Below are 24115 nucleotides of genomic sequence, written 5' to 3'. Positions count from 1 at the left end.
TGAGTGGCTACGCGAAGAGCGGTCAGTTTGTGAAATACTCCGATACAGCCACAATGGTATCGAACCTGTTGCGCAAGACCGATACGACGAATATGCTGAGTCCTTATGCACATAGTCAGGCCGTAGTGAAATATTATGATACTGCATCGATGCTATCTAACCGGTTAAAGATCAGTGATACATCGAATATGCTGAGTGGCTACGCGAAGAGTGGCCAGTTTGTGAAATACTCCGATACGGCCACAATGGTATCAAACCTGTTGCGCAAGACCGATACGTCTAACATGTTGAGCCCTTATGCGCACAGCCAGGCCGTGGTAAAATATTATGATACGGCTACGATGTTGTCGAATCTGCTGCGTAAGACAGATACAGCTACGATGTTGTCGAACCGATTAAAGATCAGCGATACATCGAATATGCTGAGTGGTTATGCGAAAAGCGGTCAGTTTGTGAAGTATTCCGATACAGCGTCAATGGTATCGAATCTGCTGCGCAAGACCGATACGACGAATATGCTGAGCCCTTATGCACATAGCCAGGCCGTAGTGAAATATTATGATACTGCATCGATGTTGTCGAATCTGCTGCGTAAGACAGATACAGCTACGATGTTGTCGAACCGATTAAAGATCAGCGATACATCGAATATGCTGAGTGGTTATGCGAAAAGCGGTCAGTTTGTGAAGTATTCCGATACAGCGTCAATGGTATCGAACCTGCTGCGCAAGACCGATACGACGAATATGCTGAGTCCTTATGCCCATAGCCAGGCAGTAGTAAAATATTATGACACGGCATCGATGTTGTCGAACCTATTGCGTAAGACAGATACAGCAACGATGTTATCTAACCGGTTAAAGATCAGTGATACGGCAACTATGTTATCTCCCTATGCCAGAACTTCCAATCTCCCCACAACAGCTAATCCAACAGCACAAATCGGACTCACAGCTGTCAACGGCACAGCGAGTACTTTGATGAGAAGCGATGCCGCACCGGTATTATCACAAAGCATAGTGCCTACCTGGACCGGTCTGCATACATTTACAGGAGGCCTTAATTCAACAGGTGTAGCGGTGAACCTGAACGCCAGCTCAAACTTCCCCACAAATATCAATACAGGAACCTCTACGGGTAATGTTGCCATTGGCGGCACCGGGGCAATGCAGATCGATATTGGATCGGGAGGTACTGGCATCAAAACGATCAATATCGGATCGGGAGCTATCGATAATGTAGTTACTATTGGAACCGTTACAGGAGCCGCCTCATTGAAAGAAAGAGTAGGCACAGGTAATTATTCATTAGATGGAGCTGCTGCCTCTACCTATAATATTGGCGCATCTACCACCACAGGTACCATTATTATAGGAGGCACCGCACAAACAGGTTCGATTACACTAGGCTCGTCTTCTGCTGCGCAAACTTTGAATTTGGGAACAGGCGCAGGAGCTTCCACCGTAAATATCGCCAACGGCACAGGGGGTAATGTTATCGCAGTAGGCAATGGAGCAAACACGGTTGCGCAAGCCATTAATATCGGCGCTGGCGCGAATGCTGCTAATAATACGATCAATATTGGTTCGGGCACAAATACAGCGGGAGTGATCGCTGTTACGATTGGTTCCAACGCCAATTTTGCCAATACAACTACTATACAAGGTGGCAATGGAACAGGTGCTATTGCATTAACGCCACAAACTACAGGCGCTATTGTAATCGGCGCAGCTGCCGGCACCGGCGCTATTACAGTAGGGTCGTCTTCTGCTGCACAAACTGTAAATGTGGGTGCAGGTGCAGGAGCTTCCACCGTAAATATTGCCAATGGGACAGGCGGCAACACAGTATCTCTTGCCAATGGAGCGAATACAGTTGCACAAACCATCAATATCGGCGCTGGTGCCAATGCTGCTGGCAATACCATCAACATAGGTTCCGGAACAAATACTGCTGGTGTGATTACTGTTAGTGTTGGATCGAATGCCAACTTTGCGAATACAACTACCGTAAAGGGTGGTAATGGAACAGGTGCCATCACGTTGACCCCGCAAACCACAGGAACCATTGTAATTGGCGCCTCCGCAGGTACAGGAGATATCACACTGGGATCGTCTTCTGCTGCGCAAAACGTGAATGTTGGGGCCGGAGCAGGAGCTGCTACCGTGAATATCGCCAATGGCACAGGTGGCAATACCGTTTCAATTGGTAATGGCGCCAATACTGTTGCGCAGACCATTAATATTGGAGCTGGAGCATCGGCAGCAAACAGTACCGTTAACATTCTGTCGGGTACGGGTACAGCGGGGGCAGGTACACTAAACATTGGAGATAATGTTCGTGTTACGACCATTGATATTGGTAATGTCGCACCTGCTGCAGCCAGAACCATTACCATGGGTGGAGGAGCGTCTGCAGTGGTAGATCAAATCGATATTGGAACAGGTGCAACCAGTGTAGCAGGCGGAAAAACCATCAATATCGGAACAACAGCTCCAACGGGTTCCGGAACGAATATCATTACCATAGGCGCTGCAAGCACAACAAATGGGAATGGAATCCGGTTTGGTAATGCGAGAATCACCAAAAATCTGCCTGTAACGCCAACTGTGGGTGCCAGTGCCACACTTACTGCTTCCCAGGTACTGGATGCAGGACTATACGTAATTAATAATACTTCTACCCTTACTTTTCCTACCGCTGCTTCGCTAGTTGCCGCATTGCCTTCGCCTCAAGTAGGAGATGCAGTTACTTTTACGATTGTTCCTACCAGTAGTTTTGCAGCCACAATTGTCCCGGGTGCAGGAGGAACACTTGTAGGAATAAATGCAACTGCTACAAAAATGACAAGAGTTGTGACTATTAGGTTTACGAACGTAACGAGTGGAAGTGAGGCGTATTCGCTTTATTAAATCTTTAACTGGCATTTTGTTCATTTGAGCACAAAATCCAATTGCTCTAATCCATTGATTCTGATGTTATCAAAGAGGGGGTATTTCCATTACTTATTACGCCGGCACACAATTCACAATAAAAAGTACATTTGAGGTGTAAAAGAAATGGCTTGAAAAGAAAGACAATAACATTCATTGCAGGAGTTTTTTTGCTCTCAACTGGACTTGCTCAGAAACAAACAACGAAGGCAACTAATTCCCTTGCCCCCGCAAAATTGACTACCGCATCGGACACTATGCAATATACATTGGGAGCGTTTGTTGCCCAGTGGATCAATAGCAACGGCTTCCTGATTAATAACTCAGCTCTTTTTTCGAGAGGAATGAACGATATGTTTCAAAATCATCCCCGGGCAGTCCCGGATTCTACGATCGGTCCGGCGGTTGCGGCCTATCAAAGAATATTGCAAAAAGAAAGATCTGTTAAACAGGAACAACAATTGTTTGCCATCCTGCGTGACAGGCCGGGAGTTGGTAAATTACCAAACGGGGTCAGTTATGTGATATTGCAGGCAGGGAAGGGGCAGCACCCATCAGACACAGATACTATTTTGATGCATTTGAATGCCAAACTGCTGGATGGAACAGTGGTGGAAGATACATATCACACGAATAAACCATTAGTGGCAACCGCTTCCAGCTTTTTCCCCGGCCTGAACGATGCATTGCAAATGATGTCGGAAGGCGCTAAATGGCAATTGTTCGTTCCTGCCGCCCTGGCATATGGCGATAGAGGGACTACCCTTATCCCTCCTAACAGCGCTTTGGTTTTAGAGGTAGAACTGTTGGCGGTGAAGAAAAAGTGATTTCGACAGGGTTTATACACTAACCATCCGGGCCGGCACACTATTTTCTTCGTCCCGTAATTATTGGACGGCGCCCCTGCACTATTTTTTTCCGCATGGTAATGATCGGAAGGGGTTCCAACATTCATGTTTTCGTCCCGGTAGTGAGCGGGCGGCGTTTATGTACTTTTTATTTCCCTCAGGTCATTATCTGACGGCATTCGTACACTATTTCCCCGGGCCAAATAACTATTTTTTCCGGCCCGGTAACTATTTGACGGCATCAATACACTATTTTTTTCGGTCCGTTAACTGCCGGACGGCGTCCATATACTATTTTTTTCGGTCAGATAATTGCCTGGTGGCGTCCGTGCTGACCAACTTCTCAAAAAACAGTTCAGCGGGAAGGTTTGTTATTATATTTTACACATTATTAATCAATCAATTAATATTTTTAATATCTACTCCATAATTTAATGGTGCCTCCTCATTGTACAATCGCCGGAATGATTACCTTTGCCGCTCGAAAAAATAACTAAACACTTTATGGCTGACTTGAAATTTCAACGCAACTTCGGTATTGCCGCGCACATCGATGCCGGTAAAACCACCACCACAGAGCGTATCCTGCGCTACACCGGTATGATCCACAAGATCGGTGAGGTGCACGACGGCGCCGCTACCACTGACTGGATGGAGCAGGAAAAAGAAAGAGGTATCACCATTACTTCTGCGGCCGTAAGCTGCCAGTGGAACTTCCCCACCGTACTGGGTAAAGCCACTCCAGAAACCAAAAAATATTATTTCAATATCATCGATACTCCGGGCCACGTGGACTTTACCGTAGAGGTAGAGCGTTCCATGCGCGTACTGGACGGTCTGATCGCCCTGTTCTCTGCTGTGGATGGCGTTGAGCCCCAGTCAGAAACCGTATGGCGCCAGGCCAACCGTTACAAAGTTCCCCGTATTGGCTTCGTTAACAAAATGGACCGTTCCGGTGCCGACTTCCTGAACGTGGTAAAACAGGTGAAGGAAATGCTGGGCGCCAAAGCCGTGCCTTTACAATTGCCCATTGGCGCTGAAGACGATTTCAAAGGCGTGGTGGACCTGATCAAAATGAAAGGTATCATCTGGCACATGGAAACAGAAGGCATGACCTTCGATGAGATCCCTGTTCCGGCAGATATGATCGAAGAAGCCAATGAATGGAGGCAGAACCTCGTAGAAGCGGTAGCAGAATACGATGAAGGACTGATGGAGAAATTTTTCGAAGACCCCAACAGTATCACAGAAGAGGAAATGCACGAAGCGATCCGTAAAGCAACGATCGACCTGAGCATTGTTCCCATGATGTGCGGTTCTTCTTTCAAAAATAAAGGCGTACAAACAGCACTGGATGCCGTTTGCCGCTACCTGCCTTCACCTGTAGATATCGAAGATACCGTAGGTACAGACCCCGATACAGGTGAGCATATCACCCGTAAAGCCGATCCGAAAGAGCCCTTCGCGGCCCTGGCTTTCAAGATCATGACCGATCCTTTTGTAGGACGTCTGGCCTTCTTCCGTTGTTACAGCGGACACCTCGATGCAGGTTCTTATGTGTTGAACGTGCGCAGCGGAAAGAAAGAGCGTATCAGCCGCATCATGAAAATGTTTGCCAACAAGCAGAACCCCATCGATTTCATCGAGGCGGGAGATATCGCTGCGGCAGTAGGTTTCAAAGAGATCAAAACCGGAGATACCCTTTGCGATGAAGACCATCCCATCACCCTGGAAAACATGTTCATCCCCGAGCCGGTAATTGCCATCGCGGTAGAACCTAAAACCCAGGCCGACGTAGACAAAATGGGTATGGCCATTGCCAAACTGGTGGAAGAAGATCCCACCCTGCGTGTGAATACCGATGAAGATACCGGTCAGACCATCCTCCGTGGAATGGGAGAGCTGCACCTGGAGATCATCATCGACCGTATGCGCCGCGAATTCAAAGTAGAAGTGAACCAGGGTGCACCCCAGGTAGCTTATAAAGAAGCATTCGGAAACACGATCGAACACCGTGAAGTGCTGAAGAAGCAGTCGGGCGGACGTGGTAAGTTCGCCGATATCCAGTTCTCAATCGGACCAGCCGATGAAGAGTGGATGAAGGAGAACGAAGGCAAGCATTTCCAGTTCGTAAACGACCTCTTCGGTGGATCTATCCCCAAAGAATTCGTTCCGGCCATCACCAAAGGCTTTGAAACAGCCATGAGCACCGGTGTACTGGCAGGCTACCCTGTAAACAACATGAAAGTGAGGGTATTCGACGGAAGCTACCACGATGTGGACTCTGATGCCATGAGCTTCGAATTGTGCGCCCGTGCAGGTTTCCGTGAAGCAGGCCGTAAAGCCAAGCCCACACTGCTCGAGCCCATCATGAAAGTAGAAGTGTTGACGCCCGATCAGTACATGGGAGACGTAACAGGTGACCTGAACCGCCGCCGCGGTATGCTGGAAGGTATGGACAGCCGTGCCAACCTGCAGGTGATCAAGGCCAAAGTGCCCCTGAGCGAAATGTTCGGTTATGTAACCCAGCTCCGCTCACTGTCATCCGGCCGCGCTACCTCTACCATGGAGTTCAGCCACTATTCACCTGCTCCGAACAACATCGCTGAAGAAGTGATCGCGAAGAGCAAGGGTAAAGTGAAAATTGAAGATTAATCGGCCAACAGGCCCGGAAAATAAGCAAGCCCCGTTCGGATCGAACGGGGCTTTTGTATAAAATGGGGCAGAAACGAAAAATTCTTTTGAAATTTCTTGCCCATTCAGTACCAACTCCATACCTTTGCAACCCCAATACGAAAATTGGGTTTCGACTATGTCTCAACGAATCAGAATCAAATTGCAGTCTTACGATCACAACCTGGTAGATAAATCTGCCGAGAAGATCGTAAAAACAGTACGCAGCACAGGTGCCGTAGTAACAGGTCCAATTCCTTTGCCCACACACAAAAGGATTTTCACTGTTCTCCGTTCACCCCACGTAAACAAGAAGAGCCGTGAGCAGTTCCAACTGGCTACGCACAAGCGTTTACTGGATATCTACACTTCCTCTTCCAGGACGGTAGATGCGCTGAGCAAACTGGACCTGCCTTCTGGTGTTGAGGTAGAGATTAAAGCATAAGTTCTTGAACATAATCACCTGCCAATCCTGCATAACGGGAGAAAGCAGCTCTGATCAAAATAAATTACATATAAACAGGCCCTTCGAGGTTTGTTTGCTTCCGGTACTTCCTCTTCCCGAACCAGGTTCGGGAAAACAAGGGAAAAGGTCGGCAGAAACAAGGATTGAATCCCGCTTCATCGGTGGGATGTCCTCATAACCTTGCGGGGCATAAACCGCAAAACGATGAAAGGTATTATTGGTAAAAAGATCGGGATGACCAGCATCTTTGCCGCTGATGGAAAGCAGACAGCCTGCACCATCATCGAAGCTGGTCCATGTACCGTAACACAAGTCAAGACCGCTGAGTCTGACGGCTATACAGCATTACAGCTGGCATTTGGCGACAAAAAGGAGAAACATTCCAACCAGGCTGAGATCAACCACTTCTCTAAAGCTCAGACCGCTCCTAAGAAATTCGTAAAAGAATTCCGCAATTATTCCATAGAAAAAGTATTGGGTGAAGCCATCACCGTAGACATTTTTGCCGAAGGCGAAACGGTTGAAGTAGTGGGCACCACCAAGGGTAAAGGTTTCCAGGGTGTGGTTAAGCGCCATGGATTCTCTGGTGTGGGTGAAGGATCTCACGGTCAGCACGACCGCCAGCGCGCTCCCGGATCTATCGGTGGTTCATCTTATCCTTCTCGCGTATTCAAGGGAATGAGGATGGCCGGCCGCATGGGTGGCGACAGGGTGAAAATGAAAGGCCTGAAAGTGGTAAAGATCTTCCCTGAAAAGAATTATATCCTGATCAGCGGATCGGTTCCTGGCCATAACGGTTCCATCGTTTTAATCCAGAAGTAATCACACTTTAACAAGAATGATCATGCAAGTAGATGTATTAAATATAAAAGGACAGAAAACCGGCAGAACGGTAGAATTACCGGCTGAGATTTTCGGTATCGAGCCAAACGATCATGTGATCTACCTGGCTGTAAAACAATACCTGGCTGCAGGCCGTCAGGGTACACACAAAGTGAAAACCCGTGCCGAAGTGCAGGGTGCCAGCCGCAAGCTGCACAAGCAAAAAGGTACCGGCGGCTCCCGTAAGGGTAATATCCGCAACCCTTTGTACAAGGGTGGTGGTACCATCTTCGGACCCAAGCCTCATGCTTACGATTTCAAACTGAACCGTAAGGTGAAAGACCTGGCCAAGATCTCTGCACTGAGCCATAAGGCAAAAGAAAATGCGATTGTGATCGTGGAAGATATCCAGCTCGAAGCGCCCAGGACCAAGCAAGTGGTAGAAGTGATGAAGAACCTGAAGGTAGCCGATAAGAAAACACTGGTGATATTGCCCGAGTACAACGACAACCTGTATCTCAGCACCCGTAACGTGCCCAATCTCGACAGCACCCTGTTGTCAGACATCAACACTTACGAGATCATGAATGCAGATGTACTGGTACTTACAGAAAACACTGCCAAGATCTTTGCTGAGAACGAAGCCGAGACCGTAGCTTAATTTAAGAACGTTTCAACTTAAGATATATGAAACAGAATGAAATTTTAATCAAGCCGATCCTGACCGAGAAAGCCAATGCCCAGCAGGAAAAACTGAGAAGGTATGCTTTCAAAGTAAATCGCAAGGCCAACAAACTGGAGATCAAAAAAGCGATCGAATCGTTTTATGGTGTAACGGTGATAGATGTGAACACTGCAGTAGTACCTGGCAAAAACAAAACCCGCTATACAAAAGCAGGTTTTATCCAGGGAATGAAACAGGCTTATAAGAAAGCGCTGGTAACTGTAGCAGAAGGAGAGACAATAGACCTGTACGCAAACATTTAAATTATAGCAGCGGAGCTGAAAAATCCGCATTAAAAAAGAAGAAAAATGGCACTGAAGAAGTACAAACCAATGACCGCCGGAACACGCTGGAGAATTGGTAATGCCTATGCTGAACTCACTACCGACAAGCCCGAAAAGAGCCTGTTGGAGCCTCAGAAAAGCACTGCCGGTCGCAATGTGCAAGGCCGTCGTTCTATGCGTTACAAAGGTGGTGGACACAAACATCACTACCGTATCGTTGATTTCAAAAGGGATAAAAAAGATGTTGCTGCTACCGTAGCAACCATTGAATACGATCCGAACCGTACTGCTTTCATCGCTTTGTTGCAATATGCAGATGGCGAGAAAAGGTACATCATCGCTCCCCAGGGCTTGCAGGTAGGTGCTACCGTGATCTCCGGCGACGAAGCAGCTCCCGAGATCGGTAACGCACTGCTGATGAAAAACATGCCGCTGGGTACCATGATCCACAACATTGAGTTGCAGCCGGGTCAGGGTGGTAAGCTGGTAAGGAGCGCAGGCTCTTCAGCACAGCTGGCGAACAAGGAAGAAAAATACGCTGTATTGAAAATGCCTTCCGGTGAGTTGAGAAAAGTATTGATCAACTGTTATGCTACCGTAGGGGTGGTTTCTAACAGCGACCATAACCTGGAAACTGCCGGTAAAGCGGGTAAGAACCGTTGGAAAGGTGTTCGTCCGCGTGTACGTGGTGTGGCCATGAACCCTGTAGATCACCCGATGGGTGGTGGTGAAGGAAGGGCTTCCGGAGGTCACCCGCGCAGCAGAACAGGTAAGTATGCAAAAGGAGAGAAAACGCGCACCAAAGGAAAAGGCAGCGATAAGCTGATCATCCAGCGCAGAGACGGGAAAAAATTAGCTAAGTAATTACGAAGCTGATCAATCAATAAACTAATAGACCAGTAAACAAAAACAATTATGGGTCGTTCGATTAAAAAAGGTCCTTATATAGCCGCCAGCCTGGAAGGCAAAGTGGTAGCTATGAATGATGGCAAAGCCAAGAAAGGTGTAATCAAAACCTGGAGCCGTCGCAGCACCATTTCACCTGATTTCGTTGGACACACATTCGCTGTGCACAATGGAAACAAGTTCATCCCGGTGTATGTAACAGAATTTATGGTGGGACACAAATTAGGTGAATTCGCCCCTACCCGTAACTTCAAAGGACACGCAGGAACTAAAAAATAAAACAGTTAAGGGTGTAGCGAAAGTGAAACCCCTGACTCCAAACTAAAGAATAAAATGGAAGCAGTAGCTAAACTGAACAATTATCCAACAGGACCGCGCAAGATGCGCTTGCTGGCCGATGTGATCCGTGGAATGGAAGTGGAGAAGGCATTGGCTATCCTGGAGCATCACCCGCAGCACAATGCAGTGCCGTTGGCGAAACTGCTGAAGAGCGCCATCAGCAACTGGGAGCAGAAGAACAATGGTGCCAGTGCGGCAGACAGCGGACTGGTAGTAAAAACCGTTTTCGTAGATGGCGGCCGTGTTTTGAAACGCATGCGTCCGGCACCTCAGGGCCGTGGCTACCGTGTTCGTAAGCGCAGCAATCATGTAACATTAATCGTAGATTCTAAAAATTAATTGAAACCATTATATGGGTCAGAAAGCAAATCCAATTGGTAACAGGTTAGGTATCATCCGCGGATGGGAGAGCAACTGGTATGGTAGCAAGAAAGACTACGCATCTAAGTTGATCGAGGATCATAAGATCCGTACTTACCTCAACGCCCGTATCAACAAGGGCGGTATTGCCAAAATTGTCATCGAGCGTACCCTGGGTAAGCTGATCGTTACCATCCATACCTCCAAGCCCGGTATCATCATCGGTAAAGGTGGTAATGAGGTAGACCGTATCAAAGAAGAGTTGAAAAAGCTGACAGGTAAGGATGATGTGCAGATCAACATCCTGGAGATCCGCCGCCCCGAGCTGGACGCCAACATCGTTGGTGATACCATCGCCAAGCAGATCGAAAACCGGATCAACTTCAAACGTGCCATCAAAATGGCCATCGCCTCTACACTCCGCATGGGTGCAGAAGGGATCAAAGTGAAGGTAGCCGGACGTCTGGGCGGTGCTGAGATCGCACGTACCGAAGAGTTCAAACAAGGACGTGTTCCCCTGCACACATTCCGTATGGATATCGACTATGCCAACGTGTTTGCACAAACCGTATATGGTAAGATCGGTATCAAAGTATGGATCTGTAAAGGTGAAGTACTCGGACAGCGTGAACTGAACCCCAACTTCGTAGGCGGTAAGAATGATATGAGCGAGAGAAGGGATGGCGGCCACCACGGACACGACAGGCGTGATGACAGGAGAGGAGGAGACAGGAGAGATGACCGCAGAGGCGGTGGTGGAGACAGAAGAGATAACCGTGGCGGAGGAAGAGATCGCAGAAACTAATAGCGCAATGTGCAAATGGCGCGATGGCTCAGTAAAAATGGCGCCATTGAGCAATTGAGAAATTTTCAAATTATAACAAATGTTACAGCCTAAAAGAAGCAAACATAGGAAACAGCAGAAAGGACGCATACGCGAAGTAGCCAAGCGTGGCACTTCCATTTCATTCGGTTCTTTTGCACTGAAGGCGCTGGAACCCATCTGGCTCACCAACCGCCAGATCGAATCAGCCCGTCAGGCCATGACCCGCGCCATGAAGCGTGAGGGTAATGTGTGGATCCGCGTATTTCCTGATAAGATCATTACCCGCAAGCCGCTGGAGGTAAGGATGGGTAAAGGTAAAGGTAACCCTGAATTCTGGGCTGCTGTAGTGGAACCGGGACGTATCATCTTCGAATGCGATGGTGTAACGCCTGAGACGGCTAAAGAAGCGATGGAACTGGCTGCACAGAAGCTGCCCATCAAAACCAAATTCGTTGTTAGAAGGGATTTCCAGGCATAATAAATTGAATAAAAGATGGCAAAGAAAACACAAGAATTCAACAAGAGCCTGAAAGATCTGAACGCAACAGATCTGAAAGCCAGGATCCAGGAAGACCAGCTGAGGCTGAAAAAATTGGAGTTCGCCCACGCGATCTCTCCCCTGGAAAATCCGATGAACATCCGCGGTCTGCGCAGGGATATCGCCCGCCTGAAAACGGAACTGAAGAAAAAAGAAATGGGTATCTAACCATAAATTTAAAACAATGGCTGAAGTAAGAAATTTACGTAAAACAAGGATCGGGGTAGTAACCAGCGACAAAATGGATAAGACCATTACTGTAGCGGTGGAAAGAAAAGTAAAGCACCCCATCTATGGTAAGTTCGTAAAGAAAACCACCAAATTCCATGCACACGACGAAAAAAGCGAGTGCGGAATCGGTGACACCGTAAAGATCATGGAAACTCGTCCCCTGAGCAAAACAAAGCGCTGGAGACTGGTAGAAGTGGTTGAAAAAGCCAAGTAATATTGGCCCTCAAGCTGCCGCCTGCAAGCAAAAAGCTTCCGGTCCCAGCCTCTGACAAACAACATTCAAAAATTTCTTTCCTCTTTGCCCCGGACTTAAGTCCGGGGCAAAGAGGAAAGAAAAAGAAAAAGAAAAACAATGATTCAGCAAGAAAGCAGACTCAACGTAGCTGATAACAGTGGTGCCAAAGAAGTACTTTGTATCAAGGTGCTGGGTAACAGCGGACAGGATTATGCCAAAGTAGGCGATAAGATTGTGGTGACTGTAAAAGATGCCATTCCCGCAGGCGGTATCAAAAAAGGTACTGTTTCCAAAGCGGTAATCGTACGTACCAAAAACAAACTGCGTCGCAAAGACGGATCTTATATCCGTTTCGACGACAATGCGGTGGTATTGTTGAACAATTCAGATGAGCCCCGTGGTACGCGTATATTCGGACCAGTAGCGAGAGAATTGCGTGATAAAGGTTATATGAAGATTATTTCATTGGCTCCGGAAGTTCTTTAATTAAAAAGCATTAAGTCTAAATAAAATGAGTACAAGATTTAAACCCAAATTCAACATCAAGAAAGGTGATACCGTAGTGGTGATTACCGGCGATGACAAGGACTTGAAAAAGCCCCGCAAGGTGTTGGAAGTGATCGTAGACAAAGGCCGTGTAGTAGTGGAAGGCGTGAATATCGTAACCAAACATACCAAGCCTTCTGCTCAGAACACAAAGGGTGGTATTGTAAAAGTAGAGGCCCCTATCAACATCAGTAATGTGATGGTATGGGATGCAAAAGCTGGAGCCGCTACCAAAGTAAAACGTACCAGGGAGAATGGTAAATTAGTTCGTATATCTAAAAAATCAGGGGAGGTAATCAAGTAATGAGTACTGTAAAATACACTCCGAGATTAGCAGACAAGTACACCAAAGAAGTGATACCTGCTTTAATGAAGAAGTTTGCTTACAAAACCGTAATGCAGGCTCCTAAACTGGAAAAAATTTGTATCAACCGTGGTGTGAACGGAGCAGTGACCGATAAGAAACTGGTTGATATAGCTGTGGATGAACTGAACATGATCACTGGTCAGAAAGCAGTTCCTACCATGTCTAAGAAAGACATTTCAAACTTCAAACTGCGTAAAGGCATGCCCATCGGCGCACGCGTTACACTGAGAGGCGAGAAAATGTACGAATTCCTCGACAGGCTGGTATCTGTTGCCCTGCCGCGTGTACGCGACTTCAAAGGCATCAGTGATAAGGCTTTCGATGGCCGCGGTAACTATACCCTGGGCGTAACAGAGCAGATCATCTTCCCTGAGATCGACATCGATAAGGTGAACAAGATCACAGGACTGGATATCACTTTTGTTACCTCTGCTAACAGCAACGAAGAAGCATATGAGTTGCTGAAAGAACTGGGTATGCCTTTCAAAGGAGCTAAAAAAGACAATAATTAAAAACTGAAAGTCTGAAGACTAATATTCAAACAATTGGTTTTTAGCTTATAAACACAAGAATTTCAAAAACTATGGCAAAAGAATCAGTAAAAGCCAGACAAAGAAAGCGTGAAGCATTGGTGGCCCAGTATGCTGAGAAGCGTGCTGCCCTGAAAGCAGCAGGTGACTATGCAGCCCTGGACAAGCTTCCTAAGAATGCATCACCCGTTCGTTTGAAAAACCGTTGCCAACTGACCGGACGTCCCAAAGGTTACATGAGGTACTTTGGCCTTTCAAGGGTGATCTTCCGCGATATGGCGCTGAATGGCAAGATTCCAGGTGTGAAAAAAGCAAGCTGGTAATCTGGTTGTAGTAATAAAATTGTGAACAGACTTAATTCAAATAAACATGGTAACTGATCCTATAGCAGACTTCTTAACGAGGATTCGTAACGCCCAGATGGCTGGCCACAGGCTGGTAGAGATCCCTGCATCCAACCTCAAGAAGCGTATGACAGAGATCCTGTACGAACAGGGTTATATCCTGAAGTACAAATTCGAGGACGATAACAAACAGGGCCTGATCAAGATCGCATTGAAATACGATCCTGCTACCAAGCAACCTGCTATCCGCTCCCTGGAAAGGGTAAGCCGTCCCGGTTTGCGCCAGTATGCAAAACCTACCGAGATCAAACGTGTGATCAACGGACTGGGTATCGCTATCCTGAGCACATCCAAGGGTGTACTGACCGACAAACAGGCGAAAGCTGAAAATGTTGGTGGCGAAGTACTTTGCTACGTTTCTTAAATAAGGTATTGTCCGGCCTGACAATTATGCTTTTAGTCGGAGCAGAACACGGACCGGAATATTCAGAACAACAATAAAAAGCTAAACGACTATGTCACGTATTGGAAAACAACCGGTTAAATTGCCCGCAGGGGTTACGGTTACTGTAGGTAGCGATAATGTGGTTACCGTAAAAGGACCTAAAGGAGAACTGAAAGAAAGTATCGACCGCGATATCACTGTTACAGTGAACGACGGACAGGTAACTTTCACTCGTCCTACCGATCAGATCCGCCACCGCGCTATGCACGGTCTGTACCGCGCATTGATCGCCAACCTGGTGAAAGGTGTAACCGAAGGATTCAAGAAAGAACTGGAACTGGTGGGTGTGGGTTATAAAGCCGCCAACACCGGTAACCTGCTCGACCTGGCCCTGGGTTACTCACACAATATCATTTTCGAAGTTCCCAAAGAACTGAAAGTGACTACTGTAACTGAAAAAGGACAGAACCCCAAGATCACGATCGAGGGTACCGATAAACAATTGTTGGGACAGGTAGCTGCCAAACTGCGCAGCTTACGTAAGCCTGAGCCTTACAAAGGAAAAGGTGTTAAGTACTCTGATGAGGTACTGAGAAGAAAAGCTGGTAAAGCAGCAGGTAAATAAAACTGTTAACTGACCGCCGGCCGAATCGGGGGTTGCAAATAAAACAAGATGAGTAAATTAATCAAAAGGCAGAAGATCAGATACCGCATCCGTAAAAAGGTGTCAGGTACTGCACAGAATCCGCGCCTGGCCGTATTCAGGAGCAATGCTGAGATCTATGCTCAAATGATCGACGACGTGACTGGTGTAACACTGGCGGCAGCTTCTTCAAAAGATAAAGAGATCGCTGCACAGAAAGGTACCAAGAGCGAAAAAGCCAAACTGGTTGGAGCAGCTATTGCTAAAAAGGCAACAGCGCTGGGACTGACATCCTGTGTATTCGACAGGGGTGGTAACCTGTACCATGGCCGCGTGAAATCCGTTGCCGACGGTGCAAGGGAAGGAGGTCTTCAATTCTAATTTGCTAACAACAATTAATCGTTAGATAGATGTCTAAAATAAACGTAAATAAGGTGAAAGCCGGTGGCGATATGGAACTCAAAGAAAAAGTAGTTGCCATTAACCGCGTGGTGAAAACTACCAAAGGTGGTCGTACTTTCAGCTTCTCAGCCCTGGTGGTGGTAGGAAATGAAAACGGAATCGTTGGGCAAGGTCTGGGTAAAGCCAAAGAAGTGCAGGAAGCCATCACAAAAGGTATTGAAGATGCCAAGAAGAACCTGGTAAAAGTACCCGTGATGCACGGAACCATTCCTCACGACCAGTGGGCGAAAGAAGGTGCAGCCAAGGTATTGATCAAGCCGGCCGCTCATGGTGCGGGTGTGATCGCAGGAGGCAGCATGCGTGCCGTACTGGAAAGTGCAGGTATCACAGACGTACTGGCCAAGAGCCTGGGTTCTGCTAACCCGCACAACGTGGTAAAAGCTACTATCAAAGCACTGGGCCTGTTGAGGGAGCCGGTAGCAGTAGCCAAGCAACGCACAGTAAAGCTGAGCAAAGTATTTAACGGATAAATCAACCTCTTTGGGATATGAAAAAGATTAAGATCACACAGGTAAAAAGCGGCATCGACAGACCGGAACGCCAGAAACAAACACTGGTTGCTTTGGGCCTGAATAAGCTGAACGCTTCAAAAGAAGTGGAAGCAACTCCGCAGATCCTGGGCATGGTTAACAAAGTTAACCACCTGGTAAAAGTAGAAGAAGTAAAATAATTAATAATTGCTCGATGGCTCATTCCTCTTAGCCCCATGTTTCAACATGGGGATGAAAAAGGAAGCTCATTGAGCAATTAAAATTTGCGAGGGGTGATTCCCCGTAAAGTTCAAAATCAACACAAAATGAAATTACACACGCTCAAGCCCGCAGAAGGCGCAACACACAGGGAAAAACGTTTAGGACGTGGTGAAGCATCCGGTAAAGGCGGTACTTCAACGAAAGGTAACAAAGGCGGACAAAGCCGCGCAGGTTATAAAAGCAAAATGGCACACGAAGGTGGTCAGATGCCTATCCAGCGCCGTATCCCCAAACGCGGATTCAAGAATAATAACCGCATTGAATTCAAAGTATTCAACCTGGGTCAGATCGAGCAACTGGCAGAAAAATACGGTTTTACAGAAATCTCACTGGAAAATCTCTATATCAATGGCTTGATCGGCCGTACCGATAAAGTGAAGGTATTGGCCAATGGTGAACTGAAAGCAAAACTCAGTTTCAAAGTAAACGCTGCAAGCGAAAAAGCAAAAACTGCTATCGAAGCTGCAGGCGGAAGCCTTGAAATTGTAAAGTAATTTTACCGTAATTTGCCAGGCGCATCGGAAGGTGCGTCTTTTGGTTTTCAAGTATTAACGCTTTCAACAGATTCAAGTGAAAAAATTATTGCAGACATTAAAGAATATCTGGGCCATTGAAGACCTGCGTAACAAGATCGTTGTTACCCTGGCACTGGTACTCACTTACCGTTTCGGCAACCACATCGTATTGCCGGGCCTCGATCCGAACGGGATCGAAGCTGCACAAAAAGCGGCCAAAAGCACCGGATTGCTGGGCATCTTCGATATGTTCGCCGGTGGTGGTTTCTCCCAGGCCTCCATATTGGCATTGGGTATCATGCCTTATATCTCCGCTTCTATCTTCATGCAATTGATGACCATCCTGGTTCCGCAACTGCAGAAAGTTCAGAAAGAAGGAGAGAGCGGCCGTAAAAAGATCAACCAATGGACCCGCTACCTCACTGTGATCGTAACCCTGTTCCAGGCCGGCGCTTATGTGGCTTACCTGAACAGCCCCGGATACGCAGAAGCCATCCTGCCCGCTTATAAACCCTTCTTCTGGTTCTCTACCGTAGTAACCCTCACAGCAGGTACCCTGTTCGTGATGTGGCTGGGTGAGAAGATCCAGGACAAAGGATTGGGTAACGGTACTTCCATCATCATCATGGTGGGTATCCTCTCGAGGTTCCCCCAATCGGTGATACAGGAGTTCAGCGCCAAAGGCGAAAGAGGCGGTGGCGGATTGCTGGTGTTCCTCATTGAGATCGCGATCCTTATCACCATCATCATGGGATTGATCATCCTCGTACAGGGTGTTCGCAAAATACCTGTAAACTATGCCAAGCAGATCATCGGTAACCGCCAGTTCGGTGGCGCCCGCCAGTTCCTGCCGGTAAAAGTGAACAGCGCAGGTGTAATGCCCATCATCTTTGCACAGGCCATCATGTTCCTGCCTACATTGGTTTCATTCACCAATATCGATTCGGCACAAGGCATTGTGAAAATATTCAACGATCATAGCAACGCATGGTACATGGTTATTTATGCGGTGATGGTGATCGGATTCACATTCCTGTATACTGCTTTGATCTTTAACCCCAAGCAGATCGCAGAAGACCTGAAGCGGAACAACGGATTCATCCCCGGTGTAAAACCCGGACAGCCTACAGCAGATTATATCGGATCCATCATGGATAAGATCACCCTGCCCGGCGCTATCTTCCTGGCTTTCGTAGGTATCCTGCCCGGCTTTGCACAAAGGCTGCATGTTACACAGAGCTTCAGCACCTTCTTCGGAGGTACTTCACTGCTCATCATGGTAGGTGTGATCCTCGATACCCTTCAGCAGATCGAAACACATTTGCTCATGCGCCAGTACGACGGCCTTATGAAAGGTGGTCGCGTGCAGGGCAGACAGACAGTTTCTACCACTACTATTTAAGATTTAAGAAAATAATAGCGAACTTTGCGAACCTGCCGTATTTGGCAGGTTCTTTTTTTTGAATGACGAGAAGAAACAACATGATGATCCATAAAACAGAAGCAGAAGTCGCTTTGATGAAAGAATCAGCCACGCTGGTCAGCAAAACGCTGACGGAAGTGGCCAAAGTACTGAAACCGGGTATGACCACCCTGCAGATCGATGAGATCTGCGCTACTTTCGTGAAAGACCATAAAGCCATTGCCTCTTTTTACAATTACCGCGGGTATCCTTATTCCGTGTGCACTTCGGTGAACGATGTAGTGGTACACGGTTTCCCCAATAATACGCCTTTGAAAGATGGCGATATTGTTTCAGTAGATATGGGTGTGATATTGAACGGCTGGCATGGAGATCACGCCTATACTTTTATACTGGGCGAAGTGAGTGCGGAAGTGCTGCAACTCGTGCGCGTAACCAAGGAGTCATTATACAAAGGGATCGAAAAAGCTGTTGCCAATAACCGTATAGGAGATATTGCTTATGCCATACAGGAACATACCGAAAAAAAATACGGATATGGTGTGGTGCGTGAATTGGTGGGACATGGCCTCGGCAGGGACCTGCACGAAGACCCGCAAGTGCCCAATTACGGCAAGCGCGGCAACGGCCCCCGGATGAAAGAAAACCTCGTGCTGGCTATTGAACCCATGATCAATATGGGCACCAAAGATGTGTATACAGAAGATGACGGATGGACGGTAAAAACACAAGACGGCAAACCTTCGGTTCATTTTGAACACGATGTTTGTGTGAAGAGAGATAAAGCCCTGATCTTATCTGATTATAGCATCATTGAAGCCGCTGAAAAAGCAAATCCCAACCTGAATACCAGCTATTATTAAACCCCATTTAGTAGTCATAGGCGGAGGCGCCGCAGGCTTTTTCTGCGCGGTGAATGCAGCCCGCATGAACCCGGCGCTGAAAGTAACCCTGCTGGAAAAGACCAACAAACTGCTTTCCAAAGTAAAGGTCAGCGGAGGCGGGCGATGCAATACCACGCATGCCTGTTTTGAAATACCGGGGTTGGTGAAGAAATACCCGAGGGGACAAAACTTCCTCAAAAAAACATTCCACTGGTTCTATACACAAGATACTATTCAATGGTTTGCCGAGCGGGGTGTGGCATTGAAGACCGAAGCCGATGGAAGAATGTTCCCGGTAACAGATCAATCGCAATCCATCATCGACTGCCTGCTGCGCGAGGCGGACCGTTATGGAGTGGAAATCCGCATGCATACAGAAGTAACAACGGTTGATCCATTGGAGAAGGGTTTCCTGCTTACTACGAACCGCGAACAGCTCCGGGCCGATTTTGTTTGCGTGGCAACGGGCGGTTATCCTAAATCTGCCATGTTTCAATGGTTGCGGGCACTCGGACATAATATTGAAGAACCGGTTCCTTCACTTTTTACTTTCAACATGCCGGGTAATCCCATTACTGCGTTGATGGGTGTGAGTGTTGACAGGGCGCTCGTAAAAATAACCGGTACCCGGCTGGCAGAAGAGGGGCCGTTGCTGATCACGCATTGGGGTATGAGCGGCCCGGCCATCCTGCGCTTGTCGGCCTGGGGCGCCCGCGAATTGGCCGAACGCAACTACAGGTTTACTTTATTGGTCAATTGGGTACCAGCATACCATGAGCAAAGCTTACGGGAGGCATGGGCTTTCATACGCAATGAACATGCTGCGCAGAAGATAGGTAATAAAAATCCGTTTGGTTTGCCCGGGCGTTTATGGCTTTTCCTGCTTACTGCAAGTGGCATCCAGCCAGATATGCGCTGGTCGGACCTGCCTGCTAAAGAGCAAAACCAGTTGATGAAGAACCTGACTGCGCAAGTATGCGAAGTACAGGGAAAAACAACATTCAAAGAAGAGTTTGTGACCTGCGGGGGCGTTCGCCTGGCCGAGATCGATGCCAATACCATGCAGAGCCGCCTGCGGCCGGGACTTTTCTTTGCCGGGGAAGTGATGGATGTAGATGGTATTACCGGTGGTTTTAATTTCCAGCATGCCTGGACCAGCGGGTGGATAGCGGCAACAGCCATTGCAAAATAAAAATGCCGCCAGGAATACAGGCGGCATTCTCTATTTGGGGAGAATTTTGCTCAGGACTAAGCTGCTTTTTTCTTACCCTTGTCTTCTTTATTCTCTTTGAAACGCTTGTCGGCAGTACCGTCTTTCTTGGTATGTCCGGGAGCGGCTGCTTCTTTACCCTTGTTCTCTTTATAGCGCATATCGGGCGTGCCGTCTTTTTTCATGTGCTCGGCATGCTCTTTATTTTCTTTATAGCGCTTATCGGGTGTACCGTCGGCCTTGGTATGCACTTTAGCGGCTGCGGGCTTTTCTTCTTTCTTGGTTTGAGCGAAAGAAACAGATGCCATACCAACGAACAACAGCATGGCCAGGAGGAGCTTTTTCATAGTAGCTTTAATTTTTAGATTAGGGTTTAAAATTCTAGGTTAAGATAAGGAAAAAAGCAGCATTCAAAATCATAAATTTTAATACCTCAAGTATGCTGTAGTCAATGAGTTAGCTAAAAACTTCCGTTTCCAGCTTTTTTTACGTAACTTTGCCGCCCCGAATAAAAGCATCGGGATATTTGATATGAACTTGATTAACAAACAATTAAACGCAGATGCACAGGAGAATGCCGCCGCCCCCGAGGTAGCAGCAACTACTACTGCGACAACAAATGCACCTGTAGAAGCGCCTGTTGTAGAAACAGCGCATGATGATTTCGACTGGAGCATCGACAAACGCAATGTGAGTCATTATGCTGAAGCCGACCGTGTAAAGTACGACAAAGTGTATGACAACACTTTCGTACAGATTGAAGATGGTGAGATCGTGAGAGGTGGTGTAGTAGCCCTCACCAAAACAGATGTTGTGATCAACATCGGTTTCAAAAGTGACGGACTGGTATCACTGAATGAATTCCGTGATGTACAGGGGCTGAAAATAGGTGATGAAGTGGAAGTGATGGTGGTTGAGAAAGAAGACCGCAACGGTAACCTGCACCTGAGCCGTAAGTCAGCACGTATCTTCCGAGCATGGGAGAGGATCGTTGAAGTACACAAGACTGGTGAAGTGATCACCGGTACTGTTACCAGCAAAACAAAAGGTGGTTTGATCGTGGATGTATTCGGCATGGAGACCTTCCTGCCCGGTTCACAGATCGACGTTAAACCTGTTACCGATTACGATCAGTTTGTAGGAAAGACCATGGAGTTCAAAGTGGTGAAGATCAACGAAGCCATCAAGAACGCCGTAGTATCTCACAAAGCCCTGATCGAAAGCGATATCGAAGCACAGCGTGCAGAGATCATGAGCAAACTCGAAAAAGGCCAGGTACTGGAAGGTGTGGTGAAGAACATCACCGATTTCGGTGCGTTCATGGACCTCGGAGGTCTCGATGGTCTGCTTTATATCACCGATATTTCATGGGGCCGTATCTCTCACCCGAGCGAAGTGGTGAAGATGGACCAGAAACTGCAGGTGGTGGTACTGGATTTCGACGACGACAAAAAACGCATCAGCCTGGGTCTGAAACAACTGACTCCGCATCCTTGGGATGTGCTGCCTGAAGGACTGGCAGAAGGTTCTGTAGTAAAAGGCAAAGTGGTGAACATCGAAGATTACGGTGCATTCCTGGAAATCCAGCCCGGCGTAGAAGGCCTGGTGCACGTATCTGAGATCACCTGGGCTAATACACCTATCAACGCGAAGGAATTCTTCAAATTGGGAGATGAGTACGAAGCCAAAGTGGTTACGCTCGACAAAGATGCACGCAAGATGAGCCTGAGCATCAAACAAATGAGCCAGGATCCATGGAATACCATCGAAACCAAATTCCCCGAAGGAAGCAAACACAAAGGACTGGTGAAGAACATCACGCCTTATGGTGTGTTCGTTGAACTCGAGCCCGGTATCGGCGGTATGATCCACATCAGCGACCTCAGCTGGTTGAAGCGTTTCGCTCATCCTACAGACTATACCAAAGTAGGTGAGACCATCGACGTGATCATCCTGAGCATCGATAAAGAGAACCGCAAATTGCAGCTCGGACATAAACAACTCGAAGAAGATCCCTGGAATGCCCTCGAAGATACTTTCGCAGTAGGCACACTCCATGAAGGCACTGTTACCCGCAAGGACGAAAAAGGAGCACTGGTACAGTTGCCCTACGGTCTGGAAGGTTTTGCACCTAACCGCCACCTGAACAAAGAAGATGGCAAGCAAGTGCAGGCCGACGAAACAGCCCAGTTCATGGTGATCGAGTTCGACCGCAACGAAAAACGCATTGTATTGAGCCATGCCCGTATCTGGGAACAGCACATAGCAGAAGAGAAGGAGGCGGCTAAGAAAGAAGCCAGAGCTGAGTCTGACAAGACCAAGAAAGCTGTGAAGACTATCCAGAACAAGGTAGAAAAAGCCACCCTGGGCGACCTGGGTGCCCTGGCAGAGATCAAAGCCAAATTGCAGGAAGGAGAAGGCGGCGAAAACAAATAACCGTCTTCGTTGTAATAGTGAAAAAAGGTCCCGATACCTATCGGGACCTTTTTTGCTGCCAGCCTCTGGCAATCAGCTTTTTAGCTAATTCTTAACGACCCGAGCCGCCAAACCTGAACGGGGCTTTATAAATTGCCCGTAAATAACTAATTTTGCCAACTTGTATGAATAGGACCCCTCTGTTACTGGCATTTGTATTGTTGCTGAGCGCATGCTCCAATAAGTTCTCCAAGATCTTTAAGAGCAAAGATTATGAGTATAAATCCAAAATGGCGGAACAGTATTATGCCAATAAGGACTATAGTCATGCAACGCAGCTCTTTGAAGATGTTTTTCCTTATGTAAAGGGAACCGCCCGCTATGAGGACATGTATTATAAGTACGCGTATTCTTATTACTATGATAAGGATTACCTCAATGCGGAGAACCTCTTCAAAAATTTTGTAGAGAATTTCCCTACGAGTAACAAGAGCGAAGAATGTGATTACATGCGCGCCTATTGTTATTTCAAGCAATCGCCCAAAACAGACCTGGATCAAACCAATACCAACAAGACCATGCAGCTGATGCAGGTCTTCATCAATACACACCCCAATTCTGCGCGTGTGAAAGATGCGTCTGAGATCATAGACAAGTGCAGGGCTAAACTGGAGGAAAAAGATTTCAAAGCGGCGCAACTGTATTATAACCTCGGTTATTACAAGGCAGCAGCCATCGCTTTTACCAATGTATCGGATAATTTTCCTGATTCTAAGAAAGCAGATGAATATAAATACCAGACCATCCGGTCGTACTACAAATACGCCCAGATGAGCTATGAAGAAAAACAAAAAGAACGTTACGAGAAAGTAATATCGGAGTGTGGAGATTTTGCCGATCGGTTTACCGACAGTAAATTCACAGAAGACGTAAACAAGTACAAAACACAATCAAATAACTTTTTAAACAACCTCAAACATGAGCAAGCTAAGAAGGCAAATGAGCGCTAATACCGCCAGTGTTGTAGAAACCAAAAGCCTGGTGCAGATCAAATCCAAAACGGGCAACCTGTATGAATCCATTGCCATCATTGCCAGGAGGGCCAACCAGATCAATATCTCTTTGAGAGAAGAACTGCACAATAAACTGGAAGAATTCGCCAGCCATACAGACAGCCTGGAAGAGATACACGAGAACAAAGAGCAGATCGAAATATCCAGGGCTTATGAAAAAATGCCCAATCCGGCCATACTGGCTACCCAGGAATTCATGGAGAACAAAGTGTATTACAGGAGAAACAACGATAACGACCTGTTCAGATAAGATAAATCTTTCTGAAATGCATTGAACGACAGTTATTATGACTGTCGTTTTTTGTTATTTTGAGGTACAAT

The 24115-nt window shown here is 47.1% G+C and carries 31 protein-coding genes; 30 read left to right on the top strand and 1 reads right to left on the bottom strand.

Annotated features, from left to right (window positions below; translation table 11 throughout):
• From SEDOR53_RS0116615 to SEDOR53_RS0116475, 27 genes are all read left to right on the top strand, one after another.
• Positions 1-2912: S-layer family protein (locus SEDOR53_RS0116615; RefSeq protein ID WP_198018992.1), on the top strand; the 2912-nt coding region annotated here is incomplete at its 5' end.
• A gap of 278 nt (positions 2913-3190) precedes the next feature.
• The gene (locus tag SEDOR53_RS18740; RefSeq protein ID WP_198018990.1) at positions 3191-3760 is read left to right on the top strand and encodes an FKBP-type peptidyl-prolyl cis-trans isomerase; all 570 of its coding nucleotides are present in this window, start codon (positions 3191-3193) and stop codon (positions 3758-3760) included.
• A 525-nt stretch (positions 3761-4285) separates the two neighbouring features.
• Positions 4286-6436 (top strand): elongation factor G, encoded by a 2151-nt coding sequence (gene fusA / locus SEDOR53_RS0116605; RefSeq protein ID WP_026770721.1) that lies wholly within the window; start codon positions 4286-4288, stop codon positions 6434-6436.
• A 157-nt stretch (positions 6437-6593) separates the two neighbouring features.
• On the top strand, positions 6594-6899 hold the full coding sequence (gene rpsJ / locus SEDOR53_RS0116595) for a 30S ribosomal protein S10 (protein WP_026770720.1): 306 nt from the start codon (positions 6594-6596) through the stop codon (positions 6897-6899).
• Between the two features lie 225 nt (positions 6900-7124).
• The gene (gene rplC / locus SEDOR53_RS0116590; protein WP_026770719.1) at positions 7125-7742 is read left to right on the top strand and encodes a 50S ribosomal protein L3; all 618 of its coding nucleotides are present in this window, start codon (positions 7125-7127) and stop codon (positions 7740-7742) included.
• 22 nt (positions 7743-7764) lie between these two features.
• Positions 7765-8403, top strand: a complete 639-nt coding sequence (gene rplD / locus SEDOR53_RS0116585) for a 50S ribosomal protein L4 (RefSeq protein ID WP_026770718.1) — start codon at positions 7765-7767, stop codon at positions 8401-8403.
• A 26-nt stretch (positions 8404-8429) separates the two neighbouring features.
• Complete coding sequence (rplW, locus tag SEDOR53_RS0116580; RefSeq protein ID WP_026770717.1) at positions 8430-8729, top strand: 50S ribosomal protein L23; 300 nt, start codon at positions 8430-8432, stop codon at positions 8727-8729.
• A gap of 45 nt (positions 8730-8774) precedes the next feature.
• Positions 8775-9614 carry a 50S ribosomal protein L2 gene (rplB, locus tag SEDOR53_RS0116575; protein ID WP_026770716.1) on the top strand — a complete coding sequence of 280 codons (840 nt, stop codon included), beginning with the start codon at positions 8775-8777 and terminating at the stop codon, positions 9612-9614.
• Between the two features lie 51 nt (positions 9615-9665).
• The gene (gene rpsS / locus SEDOR53_RS0116570) at positions 9666-9935 is read left to right on the top strand and encodes a 30S ribosomal protein S19 (RefSeq protein ID WP_026770715.1); all 270 of its coding nucleotides are present in this window, start codon (positions 9666-9668) and stop codon (positions 9933-9935) included.
• A 54-nt stretch (positions 9936-9989) separates the two neighbouring features.
• Positions 9990-10334 carry a 50S ribosomal protein L22 gene (gene rplV / locus SEDOR53_RS0116565; RefSeq protein ID WP_026770714.1) on the top strand — a complete coding sequence of 115 codons (345 nt, stop codon included), beginning with the start codon at positions 9990-9992 and terminating at the stop codon, positions 10332-10334.
• Between the two features lie 13 nt (positions 10335-10347).
• Positions 10348-11160, top strand: a complete 813-nt coding sequence (gene rpsC / locus SEDOR53_RS0116560) for a 30S ribosomal protein S3 (RefSeq protein ID WP_026770713.1) — start codon at positions 10348-10350, stop codon at positions 11158-11160.
• Positions 11161-11239: 79 nt separating this feature from the next.
• Positions 11240-11659 (top strand): 50S ribosomal protein L16, encoded by a 420-nt coding sequence (rplP, locus tag SEDOR53_RS0116555; protein WP_026770712.1) that lies wholly within the window; start codon positions 11240-11242, stop codon positions 11657-11659.
• Between the two features lie 15 nt (positions 11660-11674).
• A complete protein-coding gene (rpmC, locus tag SEDOR53_RS0116550; RefSeq protein ID WP_026770711.1) occupies positions 11675-11887 on the top strand; it encodes a 50S ribosomal protein L29 in 213 nt (70 codons plus the stop codon).
• A 16-nt stretch (positions 11888-11903) separates the two neighbouring features.
• Positions 11904-12164 (top strand): 30S ribosomal protein S17, encoded by a 261-nt coding sequence (rpsQ, locus tag SEDOR53_RS0116545; RefSeq protein WP_026770710.1) that lies wholly within the window; start codon positions 11904-11906, stop codon positions 12162-12164.
• Between the two features lie 138 nt (positions 12165-12302).
• A complete protein-coding gene (rplN, locus tag SEDOR53_RS0116540; protein ID WP_026770709.1) occupies positions 12303-12671 on the top strand; it encodes a 50S ribosomal protein L14 in 369 nt (122 codons plus the stop codon).
• Positions 12672-12696: 25 nt separating this feature from the next.
• Entirely contained in the window at positions 12697-13035 is a 339-nt protein-coding gene (gene rplX / locus SEDOR53_RS0116535; protein WP_026770708.1) for a 50S ribosomal protein L24, read from the top strand.
• Positions 13035-13610, top strand: coding sequence for a 50S ribosomal protein L5 (rplE, locus tag SEDOR53_RS0116530; RefSeq protein WP_026770707.1), 576 nt, complete (start codon positions 13035-13037; stop codon positions 13608-13610). Before rplX ends, rplE begins: the two co-directional genes overlap by 1 nt.
• A gap of 71 nt (positions 13611-13681) precedes the next feature.
• Positions 13682-13951: a 30S ribosomal protein S14 gene (rpsN, locus tag SEDOR53_RS0116525; protein WP_026770706.1), complete on the top strand. Its 270-nt coding sequence runs from the start codon at positions 13682-13684 to the stop codon at positions 13949-13951.
• Positions 13952-13997: 46 nt separating this feature from the next.
• On the top strand, positions 13998-14396 hold the full coding sequence (gene rpsH / locus SEDOR53_RS0116520; protein WP_026770705.1) for a 30S ribosomal protein S8: 399 nt from the start codon (positions 13998-14000) through the stop codon (positions 14394-14396).
• A gap of 91 nt (positions 14397-14487) precedes the next feature.
• On the top strand, positions 14488-15042 hold the full coding sequence (rplF, locus tag SEDOR53_RS0116515; protein ID WP_026770704.1) for a 50S ribosomal protein L6: 555 nt from the start codon (positions 14488-14490) through the stop codon (positions 15040-15042).
• 48 nt (positions 15043-15090) lie between these two features.
• Positions 15091-15441, top strand: a complete 351-nt coding sequence (rplR, locus tag SEDOR53_RS0116510; RefSeq protein ID WP_026770703.1) for a 50S ribosomal protein L18 — start codon at positions 15091-15093, stop codon at positions 15439-15441.
• A gap of 29 nt (positions 15442-15470) precedes the next feature.
• On the top strand, positions 15471-15992 hold the full coding sequence (rpsE, locus tag SEDOR53_RS0116505) for a 30S ribosomal protein S5 (RefSeq protein WP_026770702.1): 522 nt from the start codon (positions 15471-15473) through the stop codon (positions 15990-15992).
• Positions 15993-16009: 17 nt separating this feature from the next.
• On the top strand, positions 16010-16192 hold the full coding sequence (rpmD, locus tag SEDOR53_RS0116500; RefSeq protein ID WP_026770701.1) for a 50S ribosomal protein L30: 183 nt from the start codon (positions 16010-16012) through the stop codon (positions 16190-16192).
• Positions 16193-16318: 126 nt separating this feature from the next.
• The gene (rplO, locus tag SEDOR53_RS0116495) at positions 16319-16768 is read left to right on the top strand and encodes a 50S ribosomal protein L15 (protein WP_026770700.1); all 450 of its coding nucleotides are present in this window, start codon (positions 16319-16321) and stop codon (positions 16766-16768) included.
• Between the two features lie 76 nt (positions 16769-16844).
• On the top strand, positions 16845-18191 hold the full coding sequence (gene secY, locus SEDOR53_RS0116490; protein ID WP_026770699.1) for a preprotein translocase subunit SecY: 1347 nt from the start codon (positions 16845-16847) through the stop codon (positions 18189-18191).
• A gap of 62 nt (positions 18192-18253) precedes the next feature.
• Positions 18254-19075 (top strand): type I methionyl aminopeptidase, encoded by an 822-nt coding sequence (map, locus tag SEDOR53_RS0116480; protein ID WP_232214801.1) that lies wholly within the window; start codon positions 18254-18256, stop codon positions 19073-19075.
• Between the two features lie 64 nt (positions 19076-19139).
• Positions 19140-20288 carry an NAD(P)/FAD-dependent oxidoreductase gene (locus tag SEDOR53_RS0116475; protein WP_232214800.1) on the top strand — a complete coding sequence of 383 codons (1149 nt, stop codon included), beginning with the start codon at positions 19140-19142 and terminating at the stop codon, positions 20286-20288.
• Positions 20289-20344: 56 nt separating this feature from the next.
• On the opposite strand, the gene SEDOR53_RS0116470 is transcribed toward SEDOR53_RS0116475, so the two are convergent.
• The gene (locus SEDOR53_RS0116470) at positions 20345-20653 is read right to left on the bottom strand and encodes a hypothetical protein (RefSeq protein WP_026770696.1); all 309 of its coding nucleotides are present in this window, start codon (positions 20651-20653) and stop codon (positions 20345-20347) included.
• A gap of 184 nt (positions 20654-20837) precedes the next feature.
• Between SEDOR53_RS0116470 and rpsA the strand changes: the two genes are divergently transcribed.
• The 3 genes from rpsA (at position 20838) to SEDOR53_RS0116455 (ending at position 24044) form a co-directional block, all read left to right on the top strand.
• The gene (rpsA, locus tag SEDOR53_RS0116465) at positions 20838-22742 is read left to right on the top strand and encodes a 30S ribosomal protein S1 (protein ID WP_037361507.1); all 1905 of its coding nucleotides are present in this window, start codon (positions 20838-20840) and stop codon (positions 22740-22742) included.
• Positions 22743-22906: 164 nt separating this feature from the next.
• The gene (locus SEDOR53_RS0116460) at positions 22907-23731 is read left to right on the top strand and encodes an outer membrane protein assembly factor BamD (protein ID WP_026770694.1); all 825 of its coding nucleotides are present in this window, start codon (positions 22907-22909) and stop codon (positions 23729-23731) included.
• Positions 23700-24044, top strand: a complete 345-nt coding sequence (locus tag SEDOR53_RS0116455) for a DNA-directed RNA polymerase subunit omega (protein ID WP_026770693.1) — start codon at positions 23700-23702, stop codon at positions 24042-24044. The genes SEDOR53_RS0116460 and SEDOR53_RS0116455 overlap by 32 nt, the downstream gene beginning before the upstream one ends.
• Positions 24045-24115: the final 71 nt, after the last annotated feature.

It is taken from the genome of Asinibacterium sp. OR53 (assembly GCF_000515315.1).
In the GTDB taxonomy this organism is placed as follows: Bacteria; Bacteroidota; Bacteroidia; order Chitinophagales; family Chitinophagaceae; genus Sediminibacterium.
Note: the sequence above shows the minus strand (reverse complement) of the source record. Positions and strands in the feature narration are given on the sequence as shown.